Source organism: Methylomonas sp. MgM2 (assembly GCF_054172045.1).
This window is the reverse complement of sequence record NZ_JBSYXO010000015.1, coordinates 82,744-101,379: the sequence shown is the minus strand read 5'-3', so window position 1 is coordinate 101,379 and position 18,636 is coordinate 82,744. Positions and strand designations below refer to the sequence as shown.

Sequence of the window (18,636 nt, the reverse complement as noted above, 5' to 3'; positions counted from 1 at the left end):
TCAGAAATGTAAGATTAATTAATTAGGGCAATTCATCCAGAACATTTTCTTTTTGAGCAATCATCAAATCTTCCTTGTTTAGACCCAAAGCCAGGGCGATCGCGCTGGCTACATAAATCGATGAATAGGTGCCGACCAGGATGCCGATCAACATGGCGATCGCAAAACCGTGGATGATTTTCCCGCCCAGAAAGACCAATGCCATTACAGTCAAAAAGACGGTAAACGATGTCAGAACGGTGCGGCCCAAGGTTTCGTTCAGCGCGTTATTGGTGATTTCTTGCACATCGGATTTGCGGCTGGAACGGAATGTCTCGCGAATACGGTCATAAACGACGATGGTGTCGTTGATCGAATAACCGATGATCGCAAGTATGGCCGACAGGACTGTCATGTCGAATTCCCAGCCGAATACCGAGAAAAAACCGAGGGTGATGATGGAGTCATGAATCAAAGCGGCAACTGCGCCGACAGAAAATTTCCATTCAAAACGAATGCTGACGTATACCAATACGCCGATGAAAGCGAATAGTAGAGCTAAACCGCCATCATCCAACAACTCGTCGCCTACTTGCGGGCCGACAAATTCTACGCGGCGCATTTCGCCGGGTTGCGCTTGGCTGGCATTGGCCGCGTCCATGACCTGCTGGCTTAGCTCTTGTTGCTTGATATCTTCAATCGGTTTTAATCTCAGCAATACCTCTTCCGAGCTGCCGAAATGTTGCACATTGGCGTCGGCAAAGCCGCGCTCCGCCAGGGTGGTGCGCATTTTGTCCAAGTCGACGGATTGATTGAAATGCATTTCGTAGACGCTGCCGCCGGTAAAATCGATACCCAACGACAAACCGTTGACCAAGAACGATATCAGTGAAATCAAAAGCAAAACACTTGAAAAGATAAAGGCCAGTTTTCTTTTGCCAAGAAAATCAACACGTCGAATGGGCTTCATGAATTAATCCTGAATAGTAATGTATAAGTGACGGTTAGCTTGCGCTCGGAAGCGCGCCTGATAACTGTAAAACCGTAAATTGTACTATTTTCTCCAGAAAGTAGGGGTAAAAAGCACAACTAAGGTAAATACTTCCAAGCGGCCGAGTAGCATAGTGATGGCGCATACCCATGTTTGGAAGTCATTCAGGTGGGCGTAATTAAACGCCGGGCCGACCGTGTTCAAGCCGGGACCTGTATTGTTGATACAAGCCATCACCGCGCTGACGGATGTTACGGGGTCCAAGCCGCTGAATATTAGAGTGAAGGTCGTCAGTACGACGGAGATAAAGTAAAGGAAAATAAAAGCTAGCACGGCGAATATAATTTTGTTGGCGATCGGCGTTTGCCCAATGCGTATCGGATTGACTGCGCGCGGATGCAAAATACTGAACAATTCGCGTCCCGCTTGTTTTATCAGTAATAATGCGCGGAACATCTTAATGCCGCCGCCGGTTGAGCCGGTACATGGCGTAAAGCCACTCAAGAATAAAATCAACCACGGGATAAAAGGCGGCCACAGACTGTAATCAGTACTGGAATAACCGGTGCCGGTGGCAAGCGAAACCGTATTGAAGCTGACATAACGTAGACCGGATAAGAAGTCGGGATAAATATCGAAATGCGAAATGTAAATGGCGCAGAGCATGATGGTGCTGACTATCAGCCCTAGCATCGGTAAGGCTTCGGGGTCGAGAGAATAAGCCTTTAAGCTGGCATGGTGTATTGCGGTGTAATGCGTGGCGAAATTAATGCCGGAAAGTAGCATAAATACGGTGATCACCAGTTCTATGGCCGGGGAGTCGAAATAGCCTATGCTGGCGTCGTGAGTGGAAAATCCGCCCAGCGATAAGGTCGAAAAGGAGTGACAGATGGCATCAAACCAGCTCATTCCGGCTATTTTCAAGCTGACAATACATAAAAAAGTGTAGCCGACATAGACCAGCCACAATAAACGTGCCGTTTCGGTAATTCGCGGGGTGATTTTGCTGTCTTTGACCGGACCTGGGATTTCGGCTTTATAAAGCTGCATACCGCCGACGCCTAATAGCGGCAGAATCGCTACGGCAAGTACGATGATACCCAAGCCGCCTATCCAGTTCAGTTCATGTCGCCAAAGATTGATGGATGGGGCTAAATTATCCAAGCCGACCAATATCGTGGCGCCTGTCGTAGTAAAACCGGACATGGTTTCAAAAAAGGCATCGGTGAAAGATAGTCCCGGTAAACCCCACATCAAGGGTAATGTTGCCGCCGACGCCATCAGTAACCAAAAGAAAGCGACTAATAAATAACCATCCCGGTTTTTTACATCCCCCCTGAACTGCATGGTGCTGCCTGCCAAAATACCGCCGACTCCGATATTGAGCGACATGCCGCGTAAAAAATGCTCCGTCATACCGTCGTCAAAATACAGCGATGCGGCGATCGGTAAGGCATAAGTCAGCCCGAAAATCATCAGAATCAGGCCCAGAACGAAGGCCAGGGTACAAAAACGTTGCATATTTTGCCTGTCTTAAGCGAAGTACGGCTATCGGTGAGGTACTTAACGGATGAGGGACGCGAATTGTAACAAACAATTAAGTCATACAATGATCCACTTGCCGCTGATTAAGCCGAACATTGGTGCGAAGCGGGTGCTGATTTGAAGAGCCGGAGGGTCAGAAGCGTGTGGCAGGCGAATTTTGTCTGCAAGATTTGAATCAGCTTGGGATAGGGCGGTTAGGAGTAAAGGTTTGGATAGGCTGATGGTTAGCGGCGGAGATTTCGGCCGTATTTTCCAAGCCGGCCATGACATAACGAGGCATGAACGCATTCAACGCTTGTTCGGCTGTATCCGTCCCGTCTCGATGCTCGCGCAAGAGTCTCGTCTGAAGGCCACGCTTGCGGCCTGCAAGCTCTCTAGCCGGTATAGTGGGAGTTGCGAGGTATGCGGGATAAACCGCACAAACAACGGCTGCCGTTCTTAAATCGATGCGAAGATCCGGTTTATGAGCTCGCGGTTTTTTAGTCAAGCGAATTCAGCAGAAATAAATCTTCGATTAAATCTCTTTCTTCCTTAGTCAATAAAATACGTACAGTCCGTTCTGAAGTAACTTGCCTTTCCAGGCATGAATTTTGGCGACGTTCCGGTTGTCTTCTTTCTGAACGCCGTCTCTCTCCCAATCGTCTATCGAAATTAGGGACATACGCGTATGGATCGGCGACACTTGCTATCCATCCGGGCGAACCGAATTGATGGTCGTGTTGCCGTCTATCCGAGATTCTTCTCGAAGGGCTTTTGCGACGTGTTTCTTTGCGATAATTTTTGATATTCATATGTGACCATTCCTTTATATCAACTCGCGTTTCCGCATGATCTTATCATTTTCCATTTTTTGTTGCAGAATCGACTGACAAACTTGCGGTAAGTTCAAAGTCCACGTTCGTTCGCCGATTTTTTGAGCGATGCTTAAGGCTTAAAAAAGCGATCGGTTTCGTCCTTAACGACTTTCGACAGCATTAACAGCGCTACTAGATTAGGCAGCGCCATCATGCCGTTCATTAGATCTGAGAAATTCCAGACGAATTCCAGCTCCATCATCGCGCCGACCATGACCGTGGAGATAAATGCTATCCGGTATACCCGAACGGAACGGGTGCCGAACAAATATTCGATGGCCTTCTCGCCGTAATAATTCCAACCGATCAAAGTTGAAAACGCGAACACCGATGTGGCTAAGGCAATGAATATTTGCCCGGACTCCCCCAGGGTTTCGGAGAAGCTGGCGCCGGTCAATTGGCCGGCCGTTACACCTTGCTTCCATGAATCGGCGGTCAGAATGACCAGTGCGGTCATGGTGCAGACGATTAATGTATCGATGAAGGTTTGGGTCATGCTGACCAGCGCTTGTTTGACGGGTTCTCTCGTCCGAGCTGCGGCGGCGGCAATCGGCGCCGAACCAAGGCCCGATTCGTTAGAAAATACGCCGCGGGCAATGCCAAATCGCATAGCCGCCGCTACTCCGGCGCCGGCGAAGCCGCCGCTGGCCGAAGCCGGCGAAAAGGCATGGCTGAAGATCGATCCAAACGCGGCGGGAATCTCGGAGATATTAAGTGTCAGCACGGTGACAGCCGTCCCGACATATCCGAGTATCATGAACGGTACCAATACGGAGGTGAAGCGGCCGATCGAACGGATGCCGCCCAATATCACCAGTGCCGTCAGCGTCATCAATACAAGCCCTGTAACCCAAGGATCGATGGCGAAAGTCGCTTCGAATATTTTCGCGGTGGAATTGGCTTGGGTCATGTTGCCGATGCCGAAAGTGGCCAGCGCCGTGAACAAGGCGAACAGCCAGCCGAGTTTAGGAAGGCCGGCGCCTTTGGCCAGATAATACATCGGGCCGCCGCGCATGCCGTGCTCGCCTTTTTCCCGGTATTTGACCGCCAGCACCGCTTCGGAATACTTGGTCGCCATGCCGACCAAGCCGGTCATCCACATCCAAAACACCGCTCCCGGGCCGCCGAGCGCGATTGCCGTGGCCACGCCGACAATGTTGCCGATGCCGACGGTAGCCGCTAACGCAGTCATGAGTGCGGCGAAATGACTGATATCGCCGGCATGTCCTTGGTCTTTATGGAAAATCAGTCGAAACGCTAAAGGCAGCGCCCGAAACTGCAAGCCGCGCAGCAGCACCGTCAGATATAGCCCCGTACCGACCAATAAAGCCAACATCGGCGGCCCCCAAACCCAGCCGGATAATGTGGCGGTCAGCGATTCGATGGCTGGCATAGGGTATTCTCCATAATGATTTTTATAAATTCAACGGGCTGCGGCGAACATTAATCCGGTTGACACTACAGCACAAGACTCGCGATTCGAGCGGCCGAGTGACAGCATACTATTTCATGGCTGGAAACGGCGTTGATTAAGTGAATGCTTATCGATCCAGTCAATATCTTCCGTATTTTAGGAAAGGTGGTTTTGTAGATGCGGTTAGCGGATGAGTTTTATACCGGAGTGGTTATCGAATAAAATAATTCGGAAGTGAAAATTTATTTACTCATATTATGGCTGGAAGTAATATTGACCCATTTATCTGATAGTTTTCGTTTACAAATTTGTCGAAATTTACCTTAAGTAATCATGGATGGAGCCGGTTCTCTCAGCAATCATTTAATTTGGAATGACTCATTAGCCGATGAGTTGAGACGTTTTTTGACTAAACGTTTGAAATGTCCGGAAGCTGCGGCCGATTTAACGCATGAAACTTATTTGCGGCTTCAGCACAAAGATAAGTCACCTGATAATGCGCGCGCCTTGGCTTTTCATATTGCCATGAATTTGGCTGTCGACTATCAACGTAAAATTGCCGTCAGAAACCGGTTTATGGTGGACGAAGACATTGATTCCTGCACTGACCTCACGTCCACTTGTCCTGAACAAACCTTAATCGCTCGAGAACGTCTTGAAATCTTAAAAAGTGCACTAGATGAGCTGCCTCCAGACTGTAGAACCGTGTTTTTGTTGCATGGTGTGGAGGGATTGAAATATGCAGAAATCGCTACGCGCTTGGGTATTTCCTTATCGATGGTTGGAAAACACTTATCCAGGGCCTTAGCGCATTGCGCGCAACGGATCGATGATTGATTTAGATACTGTTTTATCGACGTCGCTTCATTCACACGTCTTATTAGAAAAGAATGCCTAGTCGGATTTAAAAAATGTCCCCAGATTTAGACGATGCAAATTTGCCTAAGCCGAAACAAGAAGCCATTGATTGGCTGATCCGTTTGCGAGACGAAAACATTAGCGATGGCGAAATGAAAGCATTCGCGGACTGGCTGGCCGAGGATTATCGTCATTCCGAGGCGTTTGCCTATGCCGAAGATTTATTCGATGAGATGGTGCTCGCAGAGCAGGCTGCGCCAATGCCAAATCAGCACTCTATCGTTAGAGCTCAAACAACGACCAGTGATATTAGCTTATGCTTAATATCCAACGATCCTAATAAGCGCATTCAGGGAAAAAAGCCGGTGGGTGCCAAGCGATGGATGACTGCAATATTTTCAATAGCAGCAGTTTGGTTGTTTTCCGTCAATTTAGTGGTGCCGGAAAATTCCCATCCGTTTAATAGGTTTTTGAGCGACTACCATACCGTTACCGGTGAATTGCGCGAGATTCAATTGAGTGACGGCAGTCGTGTGCTGTTGAATACCAATAGCGCTGTGTCCGTCAACTACGATAATACAACCCGGCAAATCGTTCTTCATCATGGCCAGGCGCTGTTTACTGTTGCCAAGGATCAGCGTCCGTTTGAAGTGAGAACGGATGATGTCGGCGTGAGGGCTTTAGGTACTGTGTTTGAAGTGGACCGGCACGATCCTCAGGAACTTAGCGTGTTAGTTCAACAACATGCGGTTAGAGTTGATCTATTAGGGAGGCAAAATAATTCTGGTGGAATAGAGCTGCAAGTTGGGCAAAAGTTACGTTATAGACACGATGGTCTGTTGCAGGACGTGGAATCGACTGATTTCAACCAAGACTCAGCATGGCAAAGTCGGCGCTTGTTTATCAATGATCGTCCTTTAGCCGAACTCGTTGCCGAGCTTAACCGTTATCGGGTCGGGCGCATTTTCGTTACCGACGAGCGGTTGGATAATTTGAGAGTGACAGGCGTTTTCTCGCTTGATAAACCGGATGATATTTTGCGGTCGGTTTGCGATGTGCTGGACTTGCGAGAAACTCGCCTGAGCGATTGGTGGGTTCTGCTGCACCGCTGAGTAAAGTGCGTGTGAAGTTGTTGAAATATTAGAAGAAATAAATGTTCGAATTTTTGTACTCGAATTTGGGTGTCAAACGGCTTTATAGATGTAACCTCTAATAAATCCGATATCACAGGGATGATTCTGCATAAACACACCGGCACAGATGCGTTACATGAACTTAACGAAATTCCGAGTGACTTTTTTCTATTCTTGACCGTGTCGAAGGACTGCCGGTGGCGTGACGTAGATGATTTACAAGGCTGAAGGCAATGGCTTGTAAATCATTGTCTAGAATTTTGATTAAGGCCGGACGATTTTTTGTCAAATATTCGATAACCCATAACATTTCGGTGATATTAACTTTTGCGTTGGGTCTTGGACTTGTTCAGGCTACTTTTGCTTCCGAACAGACCATTAATTACAGCATTCCCGCACAAAGCCTTAATAATGCTTTGATTAAGTTTGCCGTTGATTCTAAGCTTGAATTGATTTTCTCGGCCGACATGGTGCGAGGCATCCAGGTAGACGGATTAAAAGGCCAAATGACGCCGAAACAGGCTTTGAACACGCTACTGAAAAATACCGGTCTTGACTATCGATTTATCGATACCTACACGGTGACTTTGGTGTTGCGCGAACCGGTCACCAAGTCGCCGACTGAACCAATCTCGATTTCTACTATGGCTGCCGTTACCGTACTCGGCGAAAACGATAGAGTTTACGATGAAAAAACTGGTAGCTTGGTTACGGATGAAGATCCGCGGAGTTATCGGGCCAGTCATGTCATTTCAGCGACGCGCACCGACACTCCTGTCAAAGAAGTTCCACAATCGGTTCAAACCATCAAGCGCTCACTGATTGACGATCAGCAAAATATTACCCTTAGTGAAACTTTGTACAATGTCAGTAGCGTAGTGCCGCGCAACGTGCTGTACACCCCGGTAATTGAAGGGACTTTGGTGAGAGGTTTTCGCGCCGAGCAATTGGTGGATGGTTTCACTCAGTACTACAACCCGGGTGATCGCGAAAGTACCGTTAATCTGGAGCGCATCGAGGTTGTCAAAGGTTCGAATGCGGTGCTGTATGCCGGCGGTTCGGGTTCACCTGTCGGTGGTGTGATCAACGTCGTCTCCAAATTGCCGCGTGATCAGCCTTTTGCCGATGTGGGTTTCAGGCTAGGCAGCTACGATTTTTACCAGCCTTATTTCGATTGGAATCAGCCTGTCTCTGACAATCTGCTGTTTCGGGTGACCGGCCAATATACTGATTCGGAAAGTGAGATCGATGTGATACATACACGACGTTTCAACATCAATCCGACTGTGGTATTGACGGATCGCGACAGCACCTCACTCAGAATCCAGGGCAAAATTTCCCGCTGGCGGCAACCGGAATATCAAGGTTTACCAGCCACAGGTACTCTAGTAGGCTACTTCCACACACCGGAACATACCTTCATCGGGCCGGCGGACGTCCCCACCAGTCACTCCGATAGCGATGCCGTTTGGGCCTCCTTGGATCATGTCATTGACTCGGTCTGGTCGGTAAGTGTCAAAGCCCGTTATGCGGCCGGCGAATTCGATCAAAAATCGATGACTGTGTTTGGAAGCGACGGTTCGGTAGGTGATACGCCGTTGGTTGAATCTAATTGGACGTTAGTCAATGGCGAGTTGTTTCAGAGCCAACGTGAATACAGTGCCTTGGCCTACGCCACTGCAGCTTTCAGTTGGGGCTCTAGCGAAAACACCTTTTTGTTGGGAGGCGATTACAGTTATCTAAAAGATGTGGGTTTTCTGAATGCCGATTTTATTGACTCAAGCAGCGTTGATTTGTCCAGGCCGGAGTTTTCATATGCATATAATGACCCGACCATAGCCTATAATAACTCGGTTGTCAGCAACACCACCTATGGTGGGTATTTACAACTGCAAAGTACACTGTTCAGACGTTTCCATTCATTGTTGAGCCTTAGACTAGGGGGTGTGGAAATCGATTTTCAAGACAAGGTCAGCATGGCGGAGGTCAACACTCAAATATTAAAGCCCTTACCGCGAATAGGCGGCGTCGTTGACCTTACGGATGATATATCTTTATTTGCCGGATACGGAGAAGGCATGCGTGGTCAACCCTATGTGAATTTTTCCGGCGCACCGTATCCGGAATTGTCCAAGCAGATCGAGGCAGGCATCAAATTCGACTTTTCCGGCCGGTTTAGCGGTCAGATGGCTGTATATCAAATAGAGCGCGATCACGTTGCGGTTAGCGACCCTACCAATCCGTTTCGCTCGATCGCTGCAGGCCGTCAGCGTTCCCAAGGCATTGAAACCGACCTGGTATGGCAACCCAACGATTCGGTCGGTGTGTTGGCTAACTATGCGTACACCCAGGCCGAATTTTCCGACGCGTTGGCCGGAGTTCCATCTGGTAACCGGTTACCCTTAGTGCCGGAATATACGGGCCGATTTTGGGCAAACTATCGTTTCCGGCAAGACGGTATAAAAGGTCTGAGCATTGGCTTGGGGGTTTACTTGAGCGCCGGTGCCTACTTGTCGAACAACAATCAGTTTAAAACCAGCGGTTATCACCGCTTCGATGCCGCGATTGCCTATGAAACCACACGATTCAAGTTGGCGACTTCGGTTAAAAATCTTACCAATCAAGACTACTTTCAGCCTTTCAATTATTTTGCTGGTCGAGTAGCGCCCGCCGATGGCATATCAGTTTATTTTTCTGCTGTAGTGAAATTTTAGGAAAGGAAACTTTGGGCTTCATGCCAGCGTAGTCAAAGCCGAAATGCGGGTTAGTTTTTCAAAAGCGGGTGCAATAATCCGGTTCCCTTGACTTGGTTAAACCTAAAAAGAGCAGTTTAATTAGGTTGAAATCTGCTAACCATATGATTTTAAAGTACTGAATTCAACTGCGGAGCGGTTGAAAGCGTCACCATTTTGATGAGTGTAAAAAAACCGTTGTTCTCAATGAATACAGCGATTTACATCATTCAAATAGCTTCAACTGCCGAATTTAGGTTAAACGGTCAATATCATTTATTCGTCGTGTTTACCTCGATTTATCCTGTTGACTGGTTTCCTAATCTGGAAACCGAGTACGTACTTTTTTTGCCGATAGCGCATTCATTCTCTAAGCAACAATGCGCCGTCATGGCTTCCTGCTGAGAAGTACAAAACTAAATTAAAAATCACAAATTTTTATGTCATTAAAATTCAATGACATATCCTTTTTTGCAAAGCAAACGCCATGTTTTTCAGATTTTTTTTCCGACGGCGGTAGTCATTTTTTTCGTTCGTACGGCTTAGTAGTAGAAGAGCGATCGTTTCGGTAAATAACTAAACATCAGAGATAACCGGAATTCTCTTCGCATAGTGCCGCCGATAACTAATATCTCTGGTAGTCGGTTAACGAAAAGGATATTCAATGCACGTTTCTCACGGATTAGAGCGAAGTCGTAGAAACATGGCAACCATGCCACATTCGTCGAGAGGCGGAGCCGGAAAGCCACGGGTCTTGGATGACGAGACAGCCGGGTTACCTTCAAAGTGCGGATAACTGGGACAAGCACAGTTTGGTTAGTTCAAAAAGTCGTTTAATGGCTGTTTGCAAGCTTAAATGATTTTGCCCCTTGTCTTTGAAGCTAATTGTCAACTTATGTCTAACGTAGCAACAATAAAAGGAAAAGTATGAAAACAACGAAGAAAACGAATAATTTCGCGCTGAACTCATCCGTCATAGCCGCAGCTATTACTATGGTGTTCGCTTCATCGGCAGCAAACGCGATTCCTGTCAGCGCCAGTACCGGAGGTACGTTTACTTTTAGTATGGATCGGGATGCCAATGCGATTCTCGCAGGCGGAACGGTTCAAGATCCGGGCTATTATTTGGCGCAGTATTTCGACGCCGCGGAATCCGATTATACGACCCTAGCAGCTGCCGACTTCCAGTTGCCAGCCGGTTCTCCGGAAGTATCTTCAGTGAATTTGGTTCACGATATAACGCCGGTGAGCGCGACGAATCCGACCGGTCAGGCCAATGGCCGTTTCGTAAAATCCACTACTCCTGATTTCTCTATTGAGTCTGATACCTTAGTCGGCACGGGTACCATGGGGATGACCGGGGTTGAATCGTTTCTAGGTAATTTCGCCGGTTATTTGCTAACGGGCGATTGGTCCCTACGCTACAGCGTTGCGGGTCGGCAGTTTGCGTGGGAAAACTACGAAGTAGCCGGCACGCCGACTGGGTGGTATTTACAAAACAACATCAGTTTTTCGGCTGTCGGTTATGACTTAGGCAACTTGAACATGCTAGTGCTAGACGCAAACAATTGGCAACTGACCGGTGACTTGTTAATGAGCCCGGAAAACGCCGGTTTTCTGTTAGGTCCAGCTTTGGCTGACATGGGCAATTTTTGTTTAGGCGTTGGGTCGTATTCCGGATGTACCGCTCCTTTAACCCCGGCTGCGGTTCCAATTCCTGCGGCGGGATGGTTGTTTGGCGGCGGGCTAGCTAGTTTGCTGATGCGTATGCGCCGTAAATCCGCGCTGGCGGTTTAATGTCTAAATCTGTAATTGGATTTTTGTTTGATGATTTCGGAGGGGTTTTACAAACTCCTCCGAAACTTTACATCGATCGAATTATTAAACGTCTTCCGGTTAATACTTATGAAAAACTGTTTCTATTATTTCGGCCAAGCGCGCCACGGCACGTTCATTTTTTTTAGGCTATTCGGTGTTATTTTACTTATTCTTAGTGCATCAGAAATCAAAGCGGCAACCGTCGCTGGCGGTGATTTCGTCATGAATATCGATCGCGATGCTTTGATTGCCAATATTCATGTAGACAATTATCCGGATGAGCCGACCCCGGATTTTTCTATATGCTGCAGACCTTCTCTGTATGTCGAAGAATTTTGGGATGCGAGCGCGTTATCGAAAAACTTTGCTGAATTGCGGGATGAGAACACGCCCGATTTATATGACAATATTCCCGATGAAATACCGGCAACCAATCTGCAATTTGCGGTCAACGGTGCAACAATAGCGCCTAATCCGATAGGTCGCCAAAACCGTAGCACCACCCTCACATTCGACCCTTCTGATTTGACCGGTTCGGTAGCTGGCCGTGTGGGCTTAGCCGGCGTCATTCGCTTTCGTATCGATGTAGATCCTCCGACCAATCGAGTTTTAGCAGGCGATTATACCCTCGAATACCATCCTGAAATGGAGGACCAAGCACTCGGGCGTTCGGGTTGGCTATTAATGAATCAGATAGGATTTCCGATAGTCGGTTTTACACTGTTCGATGTGAACACCGAATTGACGGCCGATAATTTTGCCCTAACAGGGGTTCTTGGTTTGGGCGAAGGATTTGATCATTTACAGGGAGTGCGTGACGCTAGAGTGGGGACATTTAGTTTCGAAACGGCGGTGGTACCGATCCCGGCCGCTGTTTGGTTGTTTGTGTCTGGATTGACAAGTCTCGGATTAGCTGCACACCGGTCAAAAGAGACTAGGAGATGACGTTTGCCATGACTAAGTACTCAATTTCGGTGATGGTGGTACTGTTAGTGGCCGCCGACGTTCACGGCGATAGCACGGCACCTCTGCCGGATAAATTAACATTCGGTTCATATACCAGCGTACAAGTCAATGTCGATACATTTGGCCGGAATATAGTTGGAGACGCCGCGAACGAACCGGATATCGCCGTTAATCCGGTGGATCCGCAGAATATGGTAATTACTTGGAAACACTTTCCGCAGGTATCGTCTTATGTCCGTTTTGGTGGCTACGCTTATACGCAAAACGGAGGAAAGAGCTGGACGTTTCCCGATGTATTAACGCCGGGAGAAGCGCGTAGTAATCTATCGGTAGATGTCGATTCCGAAGGCAATTTTTATATTCAAGGCTTACATTTTGATGAGGCGAACTTGCATGTTGAAGATATTCAGGTTCTGAAATCGATAGATGGTGGACGCAGCTGGCTAGAACCGGTTTTTGCTTATGGTTTGGCTGCCGATAAGGGACGCATCGCTGTTGATAGAACGGGCGGGATAGGCGATGGATTTGTTTACGTCAATTGGCGTGATGGATCTACTCCAACCTTTTTTACCCGTTCCATTGATGGCGGGCAAAGCTTCCAAGAGCCGGTAACTATTCCGAATCCTCCTGGTTTCGGTACTGTCGCCGTAGGCGTTGACGGGGCGGTTTATGTCGTGGGCAGAAGCGAAATTTCAGAATTTGACGAGGACGATTTTTCACGGCTGTATTTTAGGCCGTATTTATTCGCAAAATCGACGAATGCCAATGATGCTTCGGTTAAGCCGAGTTTTGAGACGCAAGCACTGAATTTGGGTGGCGACGCGGTAATGTTTACATATCAGAACAATCCGAACCAGTACGGACCCATTGGCGATGTACAAATCGACATTGATCATTCCGATGGGCCGTTGCACGGAAATGTGTATATCTTGGCTTCCGTTGATCCCTCAGGTGTTGATAATCAGGATGTCTATTTTATTCGCAGTAGCGATGGTGGCGGGAGTTGGTCCGAACCCGTGAGGATCAACGACGATCCGCCTAATAAGGACTCGTACCAATGGTTCGCGGTGCAAGGAGTGGCCGATAACTCACGTATTGATGCCGTATGGTACGACACCAGAAATAGCGGCAAAGCCAAAATATCGCAGCTATTTTATGCTTATTCTTGGGATGGCGGGATAACCTGGAGTAAAAATCAGCCAGTGACTCAGTCTTTCGATACTCATATCGCTTACCCATTGGGCGCACAAAAGCTCGGCGACTATACCGGCCTAGTATCGGATTCATATGGTGCCCATGTCGCTTATACCGCTACGTTTAACGGCGAACAGGATGTGTTTTATTTGAATGTCTTCCCTGACTGTAATAACAATTCAATTTCCGATGTCCTAGATATTCAGCAGAGGCAAAGTGGCGATACCAATAGCAACCACATTCCCGACGCTTGCGAAAAACTATCGGTTGCCGGTGATCAGGATGGTGACAAAGATGTGGATAAACTGGATCTACAATTGCTGTTGGGGCGCAGAAATACTGTCGCTGCAGGAAATGATGACCCTGGCGATTTAGACGGAAACGGCGTTATTAACGCGCTTGATGCCCGCAAACTGGTCTTGCTGTGCACCCGTCCGCGTTGTGCCGTGTAAGCCTTTCACCGACTAAGAAATCAATAAAATGAATATATATGCCTTCAAAGGATTATTGCTAATCGGGCTGCTGCTAATAGACGATAACTTGCAAGCGTCCGTCGATCTCGGATTTTCCGAGGTTTCTCGGACGGCCGACAGCGTCGACATGGCGCTGGAGGTTTCCGGACTTGACGGGGGAGTAGCATCCTCCTTGAGTACTTATGATCTAGATGTTCATTTCGACTCGACTCACCTTACGTTTGCCGGCGTGGTGTTCGGCGATGCAACATTGGGCGATCAACTGGATCTGTTCGGTTTTGCTTCCAATCCTATCGCCTCGCACCTTACCGAGCCAGGTGTCGTCAATGTGTTTGAATTATCCCTGGATACTCCGGAAAATTTAGACAATTTACAGGCGGATCGATTTGTTCTGGCCACGCTTTCTTTCGATATTATCAATATTGGCACAACCCGGTTATATATTGATGTCAACGCATTCGCGGACGCCAACGGCAATCCAATCGTACCAATTGTCTCGTCGGCCACCATCAGTAACGTGCCGTTACCGGCATCCGCCGGACTGATGGTGGCAGGCCTGGGTGTAATGTTAAAACGAAAATGGTGTTAAGCGCGCGATGAAAATTTGCCGGTTTCGGTATTAACCTTAATGGTTTCACCCGTTTCTATGTATTCCGGTACCTGAATCTCCAAGCCTGTTGTCAGCTTGGCCGGTTTGGTTCTGTTGGTCGCGCTGGCACCCTTCATCGCCGGCGGGGTTTCGACGACTTGCAAGGTAATCGTGGTCGGCAACTGTATGCCGAGCGCTGCGTCGTCCATCAACAACATGATGATTCCATCCAATCCGTCGGTTAAATATTCGGTCTGTCCTTCCAAGTCGTCTACGGAGAGGCTGTATTGGTCGTAGGTTTCTGTGTTCATGAAGTAATAGGTATCGCCGTCCTGATATGAATACTGCACGTTCACCCTAGAGCAATCGGCGGCTTTCAGCATGTCGTCGCTTTTAAAGGTTTCGTCCAGTTTTTGTCGGGTTTTCATATGGGTGAAACGGATTTTATACAGCGTCGTCGCGCCGCGCGAGGTCGGATTACGCACGTCGATATGTTTAACCACATATGGCTCACCGTTAATTTCGACGGCGGTTCCTTGCTTGAGTTCGTTGGCTTTGGGCACTGGGTTTTCCTCGTTAAATCGAAGCGTGTTCGGAAATGGTTTGCCACTTGTCCGCTATAAGGCCTTCGAGCGGCTGATATTGAATTTTGTAACTCATTTTACGACATTCTTTGATCCAAAAGCCCAGATAAACATAATCGAGCCGGCGGCGCTTGGCCTGTTCTATTTGCCAAAGTACGGCGTAGACACCTGGACTGTATCGGTTAAATTCGGGATCGAAAAAGGTATAAACCGCCGATAGGGCGTTTTCCAATACATCGACGACGGCGACGGCCATCAGTCGGTTAGCAACGCTAAACTCGACAAACCAGGTGTTGCACCAATGGCTGGCTAAGAACCGAATGTAATCGCCCCGGCTGCAGGAGACGGCTTCATCTTTTTCTTTGTGTCGCGCGCGCTGATAACGTTGGTACAGGTCGAAATGCTCGTGATCGAAACCGGCCGGTTTAATTATCACAGCCGTTTCCGAATTACGCTTGAGGCAACGCTTTTGCGCACGATTCGGTTGAAATTGTTTGACCGGGATTCTAGTCGGAACACACGCTAGACATGCATTACAGTAAGGCTTGTAGACTTGATCTCCGCTACGGCGAAAGCCTTGAGTAATCAGCTGGGAATATAGCTTGGTATCCATCTCGAATTCGGGGTGGACAACGGCCGAACGCGATAGCCTATTATCGAAATAGCTGCATTGATGTTCTTGCGTTAGCCATAGCGGTACGGAAATCATCTATTCCATGCTTCGGCGGCAGGTGTGAGGGAACAAAGACGGTCGAGCAGGTCGACAAAGTCGCCGCGCGGGATTTCCTCCGCGCCGAGGCTCAACAAATGATCGCTGCAAACCTGGCAATCAATCAAGTTATATCCCCAGGCCGTCAACTGCTTGACCAAATGCACGAAGGCGACTTTAGAGGCATCCCTGACCCGATGAAACATCGATTCGCCAAAAAACACCCGGCCTATGCCCAGTCCATATAAACCTCCGACCAGGCGGCCGTTCTGCCAAGCCTCGAAACTATGCGCGATACCGAGCTCGTGTAAGCGCTGGTAGGCCATTTTCATATCGTTGGTTATCCAAGTACCTCCATAAACCTGACGCGGCTCCGCGCAGGCGTCTATCACTTCGGCGAACGCACTGTCGTATCGAATCTGAAATGCTTGTTTGCGCAAGGTTTTCGCTAGGCTGCGAGATATGTAGAGATTATCGGGAAACAAAACCGAACGCGGCTCGGGTGACCACCATAAGATGGGTTCACCGGGGTTGAACCACGGGAAAATGCCTTGGCGATAGGCGTTTGTAATGCGTTGAGGCGATAAACAGCCTCCCACCGCGATGAGCCCGTTGGGTTCCTTAAGGGCCTTATCGAGTGATGGGAAATTTTGATTCGGATCGAACGGGTCGAGAATGCGTAGTTGCATGCATCAAATATCGACGCGGGATTGTCGTAAGGACAATCCCGCGCAGATTTAAGCGGAAGTTTCGTCCAGGAATTTCTCGGCATCCAATGCAGCCATGCAGCCTGCGCCGGCTGAAGTGACCGCCTGTTTGTAATGCGAGTCCATTACGTCGCCGGCTGCGAATACGCCGGGTACGCTGGTTGCCGTGGCATTGCCGTTGATTCCGCTGTTGACGACGATATAACCGTGCTTCATTTCCAATTGGCCGGCGAAAATATCGGTGTTCGGCGTGTGGCCGATGGCAATGAATACACCGTGCACATCGATATCTTTAGTCGAATCGTCCCGGGTGCTTTTAATGCGGATACCGGTAACTCCCATGTCATCCCCTAGAACTTCGTCTAAGGTATTGTTCCATTCGATACGGACGTTTCCGTTTTGGGATTTTTCGATTAATTTGCCCGTCAGGATTTTCTCGGAGCGGAATTTATCGCGCCTGTGTACGACGACGACTTCCGACGCGATATTGGCCATGTACAAGGCCTCTTCGACCGCGGTATTGCCGCCGCCGATCACCGCGACGGGTTTGTTCCGGTAGAAAAAACCATCGCAGGTGGCACAGGCGGATACCCCTTTGCCTTTGAATTCTTCTTCGGATGGCAGCCCCAGATATTTAGCCGAAGCCCCGGTAGCGATGATCAATGCGTCGCAGGTATAAACGCCTGCATCGCCGGTCAGCGTGAACGGACGTTTCGAAAGGTCTGCGGTATGGATATGGTCGAAAACGACTTCGGTATTAAAGCGTTCGGCATGGCGCAGCATTCTGTCCATCAGTTCCGGCCCTTGCACACCGTCGACGTCGCCCGGCCAATTATCGACATCGGTTGTCGTGGTTAACTGGCCGCCTTGCTGCATACCGGTAATCATGACAGGATTAAGGTTGGCGCGCGCGGCATAAACGGCAGCGGTGTAACCAGCTGGACCGGACCCTAAAATTAACAGTTTGCAGTGTTTTGCATCGGCCATTGAGGCAGTCTCCAGAAGTCGGGTTAAGATCAAACAATTATACGGGCAAACGTCTAGCCTTTAAACCGTTCAGGTTTTAAGGCATAAAGGATGGAGTAGTTTTATACGAACCGTGTCGGATGTTCCGGGCAAAAATAGTATGGAAGGCGGCGAACGGGTAGACAATCACTCGTCATTCAACTAGCTCCGTTTGATAACAGTCCCTTTATTTTAACGCCCATTCGTGTTTCTGAATTTCATGGAAACAGTCTATTTCCCGGCAATGCTTTCCGGTTCGCATGAGGATTGACGGCAACCGGAACGCAGGCGCGTCAATCCGTTCGGAACGATGGAAAGCTTTGCGTCAGATCAGTGTGATGGTTTCAACACGATTAACCGAATCAATCGTTATTTTGTTTTCCTGAGCCAACCAGCCGATGCTACGTTGGATAATTTTTTCTTCTTCCATAAGCTCGGTAATTAACTTGGAAACCGATGTGGCGCCGTTTTCGGACAGGTAGTTCCAAATATTGCCGGCAGTTAAACCGACGCGTTCCGATGTCGTTAAGGTCGACATGACGGTTTCGGTTTTTTTAGCGGCGGTTTTGGCTGCCGATTTTTGGGGTGCCGCTGCAGAGCTTAAGTCTTCATTTTTGGCTTGGTCGTCTTTGGTTTTAGGCGAGACGGGTTTGGCTGTTTTTCCGGCGGTGCTCGTCTTTTTTGCGGCAGCTTTAACGGGTTTGGCGGCAACCGCCGGTTCGGTTTTGGTCGTTTCCAATGGCTTTTCAGCGCTGATGTGCGGTTTTTTCATAATGAGGTTCATAAATAGCTAAGGAATATAGGGGGGCAGTATAGTACGTCCTAGGCAAATTAGCTCTAACGTCCATACATTTTCTTTTCCCGAATTGTTTGCGGTCAAACGCTGCAAATCGTGCGGTGAGAGCCTGATTTACGTTCAAGCCGGAAGATTGAGACCTGTTTCGGCATCTGGTTTCCGGAGAATCCGTCGGGGGCGATTTGCGCCATATATCGGCCCGCCTGCATGTTTTGCATCAAAAAGATGCCGGATTTTGCATGATGTGCACTAGAGCCGCAAGAAAAAATTGTCAACCAGCCGTCAGCAG

General features: G+C 48.6%; 16 protein-coding genes and 1 riboswitch. Of the genes, 7 read left to right on the top strand and 9 right to left on the bottom strand.

Features of this window, described 5'->3' with window-relative positions; all coding sequences use genetic code 11:
- Window positions 1-22 precede the first annotated feature (22 nt).
- From secF to ACW73I_RS12920, 4 genes are all read right to left on the bottom strand, one after another.
- Window positions 23-949 (bottom strand): protein translocase subunit SecF, encoded by a 927-nt coding sequence (gene secF / locus ACW73I_RS12935; RefSeq protein ID WP_458029798.1) that lies wholly within the window; start codon window positions 947-949, stop codon window positions 23-25.
- 84 nt (window positions 950-1,033) lie between these two features.
- The gene (locus ACW73I_RS12930) at window positions 1,034-2,491 is read right to left on the bottom strand and encodes a TrkH family potassium uptake protein (protein ID WP_458029797.1); all 1,458 of its coding nucleotides are present in this window, start codon (window positions 2,489-2,491) and stop codon (window positions 1,034-1,036) included.
- 559 nt (window positions 2,492-3,050) lie between these two features.
- Window positions 3,051-3,176, bottom strand: coding sequence for a hypothetical protein (locus ACW73I_RS12925; protein ID WP_458029796.1), 126 nt, complete (start codon window positions 3,174-3,176; stop codon window positions 3,051-3,053).
- A gap of 263 nt (window positions 3,177-3,439) precedes the next feature.
- The gene (locus ACW73I_RS12920) at window positions 3,440-4,762 is read right to left on the bottom strand and encodes an alanine/glycine:cation symporter family protein (RefSeq protein ID WP_458029795.1); all 1,323 of its coding nucleotides are present in this window, start codon (window positions 4,760-4,762) and stop codon (window positions 3,440-3,442) included.
- A 354-nt stretch (window positions 4,763-5,116) separates the two neighbouring features.
- Between ACW73I_RS12920 and ACW73I_RS12915 the strand changes: the two genes are divergently transcribed.
- The 7 genes from ACW73I_RS12915 to ACW73I_RS12885 all read left to right on the top strand — a co-directional run bounded on the left by ACW73I_RS12915 (window position 5,117) and on the right by ACW73I_RS12885 (window position 14,546).
- Window positions 5,117-5,620 carry an RNA polymerase sigma factor gene (locus ACW73I_RS12915; RefSeq protein WP_458029794.1) on the top strand — a complete coding sequence of 168 codons (504 nt, stop codon included), beginning with the start codon at window positions 5,117-5,119 and terminating at the stop codon, window positions 5,618-5,620.
- 74 nt (window positions 5,621-5,694) lie between these two features.
- Window positions 5,695-6,753, top strand: a complete 1,059-nt coding sequence (locus ACW73I_RS12910; protein ID WP_458029793.1) for a FecR domain-containing protein — start codon at window positions 5,695-5,697, stop codon at window positions 6,751-6,753.
- Between the two features lie 254 nt (window positions 6,754-7,007).
- The gene (locus tag ACW73I_RS12905) at window positions 7,008-9,488 is read left to right on the top strand and encodes a TonB-dependent siderophore receptor (protein ID WP_458029792.1); all 2,481 of its coding nucleotides are present in this window, start codon (window positions 7,008-7,010) and stop codon (window positions 9,486-9,488) included.
- Window positions 9,489-10,210: 722 nt separating this feature from the next.
- Window positions 10,211-10,289: riboswitch (cyclic di-GMP riboswitch) on the top strand.
- Window positions 10,290-10,433: 144 nt separating this feature from the next.
- Window positions 10,434-11,303 (top strand): VPLPA-CTERM sorting domain-containing protein, encoded by an 870-nt coding sequence (locus ACW73I_RS12900; protein ID WP_458029791.1) that lies wholly within the window; start codon window positions 10,434-10,436, stop codon window positions 11,301-11,303.
- Between the two features lie 108 nt (window positions 11,304-11,411).
- Window positions 11,412-12,269 carry a VPLPA-CTERM sorting domain-containing protein gene (locus ACW73I_RS12895; protein WP_458029790.1) on the top strand — a complete coding sequence of 286 codons (858 nt, stop codon included), beginning with the start codon at window positions 11,412-11,414 and terminating at the stop codon, window positions 12,267-12,269.
- A 212-nt stretch (window positions 12,270-12,481) separates the two neighbouring features.
- Window positions 12,482-13,936 (top strand): hypothetical protein, encoded by a 1,455-nt coding sequence (locus ACW73I_RS12890; RefSeq protein ID WP_458029789.1) that lies wholly within the window; start codon window positions 12,482-12,484, stop codon window positions 13,934-13,936.
- 28 nt (window positions 13,937-13,964) lie between these two features.
- The gene (locus ACW73I_RS12885) at window positions 13,965-14,546 is read left to right on the top strand and encodes a hypothetical protein (RefSeq protein WP_458029788.1); all 582 of its coding nucleotides are present in this window, start codon (window positions 13,965-13,967) and stop codon (window positions 14,544-14,546) included.
- Here ACW73I_RS12885 and efpL read toward each other — a convergent pair.
- The 5 genes from efpL to ACW73I_RS12860 form a co-directional block, all read right to left on the bottom strand.
- Window positions 14,543-15,109, bottom strand: coding sequence for an elongation factor P-like protein EfpL (gene efpL / locus ACW73I_RS12880; RefSeq protein ID WP_458029787.1), 567 nt, complete (start codon window positions 15,107-15,109; stop codon window positions 14,543-14,545). The two genes, ACW73I_RS12885 and efpL, sit on opposite strands and share 4 nt — an antisense overlap.
- A 13-nt stretch (window positions 15,110-15,122) precedes the next feature.
- Window positions 15,123-15,839 (bottom strand): arginyltransferase, encoded by a 717-nt coding sequence (locus tag ACW73I_RS12875; protein ID WP_458029786.1) that lies wholly within the window; start codon window positions 15,837-15,839, stop codon window positions 15,123-15,125.
- The gene (gene aat / locus ACW73I_RS12870) at window positions 15,836-16,528 is read right to left on the bottom strand and encodes a leucyl/phenylalanyl-tRNA--protein transferase (RefSeq protein WP_458029785.1); all 693 of its coding nucleotides are present in this window, start codon (window positions 16,526-16,528) and stop codon (window positions 15,836-15,838) included. Before aat ends, ACW73I_RS12875 begins: the two co-directional genes overlap by 4 nt.
- Window positions 16,529-16,576: 48 nt before the next feature.
- Entirely contained in the window at window positions 16,577-17,533 is a 957-nt protein-coding gene (gene trxB, locus ACW73I_RS12865) for a thioredoxin-disulfide reductase (RefSeq protein WP_458029784.1), read from the bottom strand.
- 343 nt (window positions 17,534-17,876) lie between these two features.
- Window positions 17,877-18,323, bottom strand: a complete 447-nt coding sequence (locus ACW73I_RS12860; RefSeq protein ID WP_458029783.1) for a winged helix-turn-helix domain-containing protein — start codon at window positions 18,321-18,323, stop codon at window positions 17,877-17,879.
- Window positions 18,324-18,636: the final 313 nt, after the last annotated feature.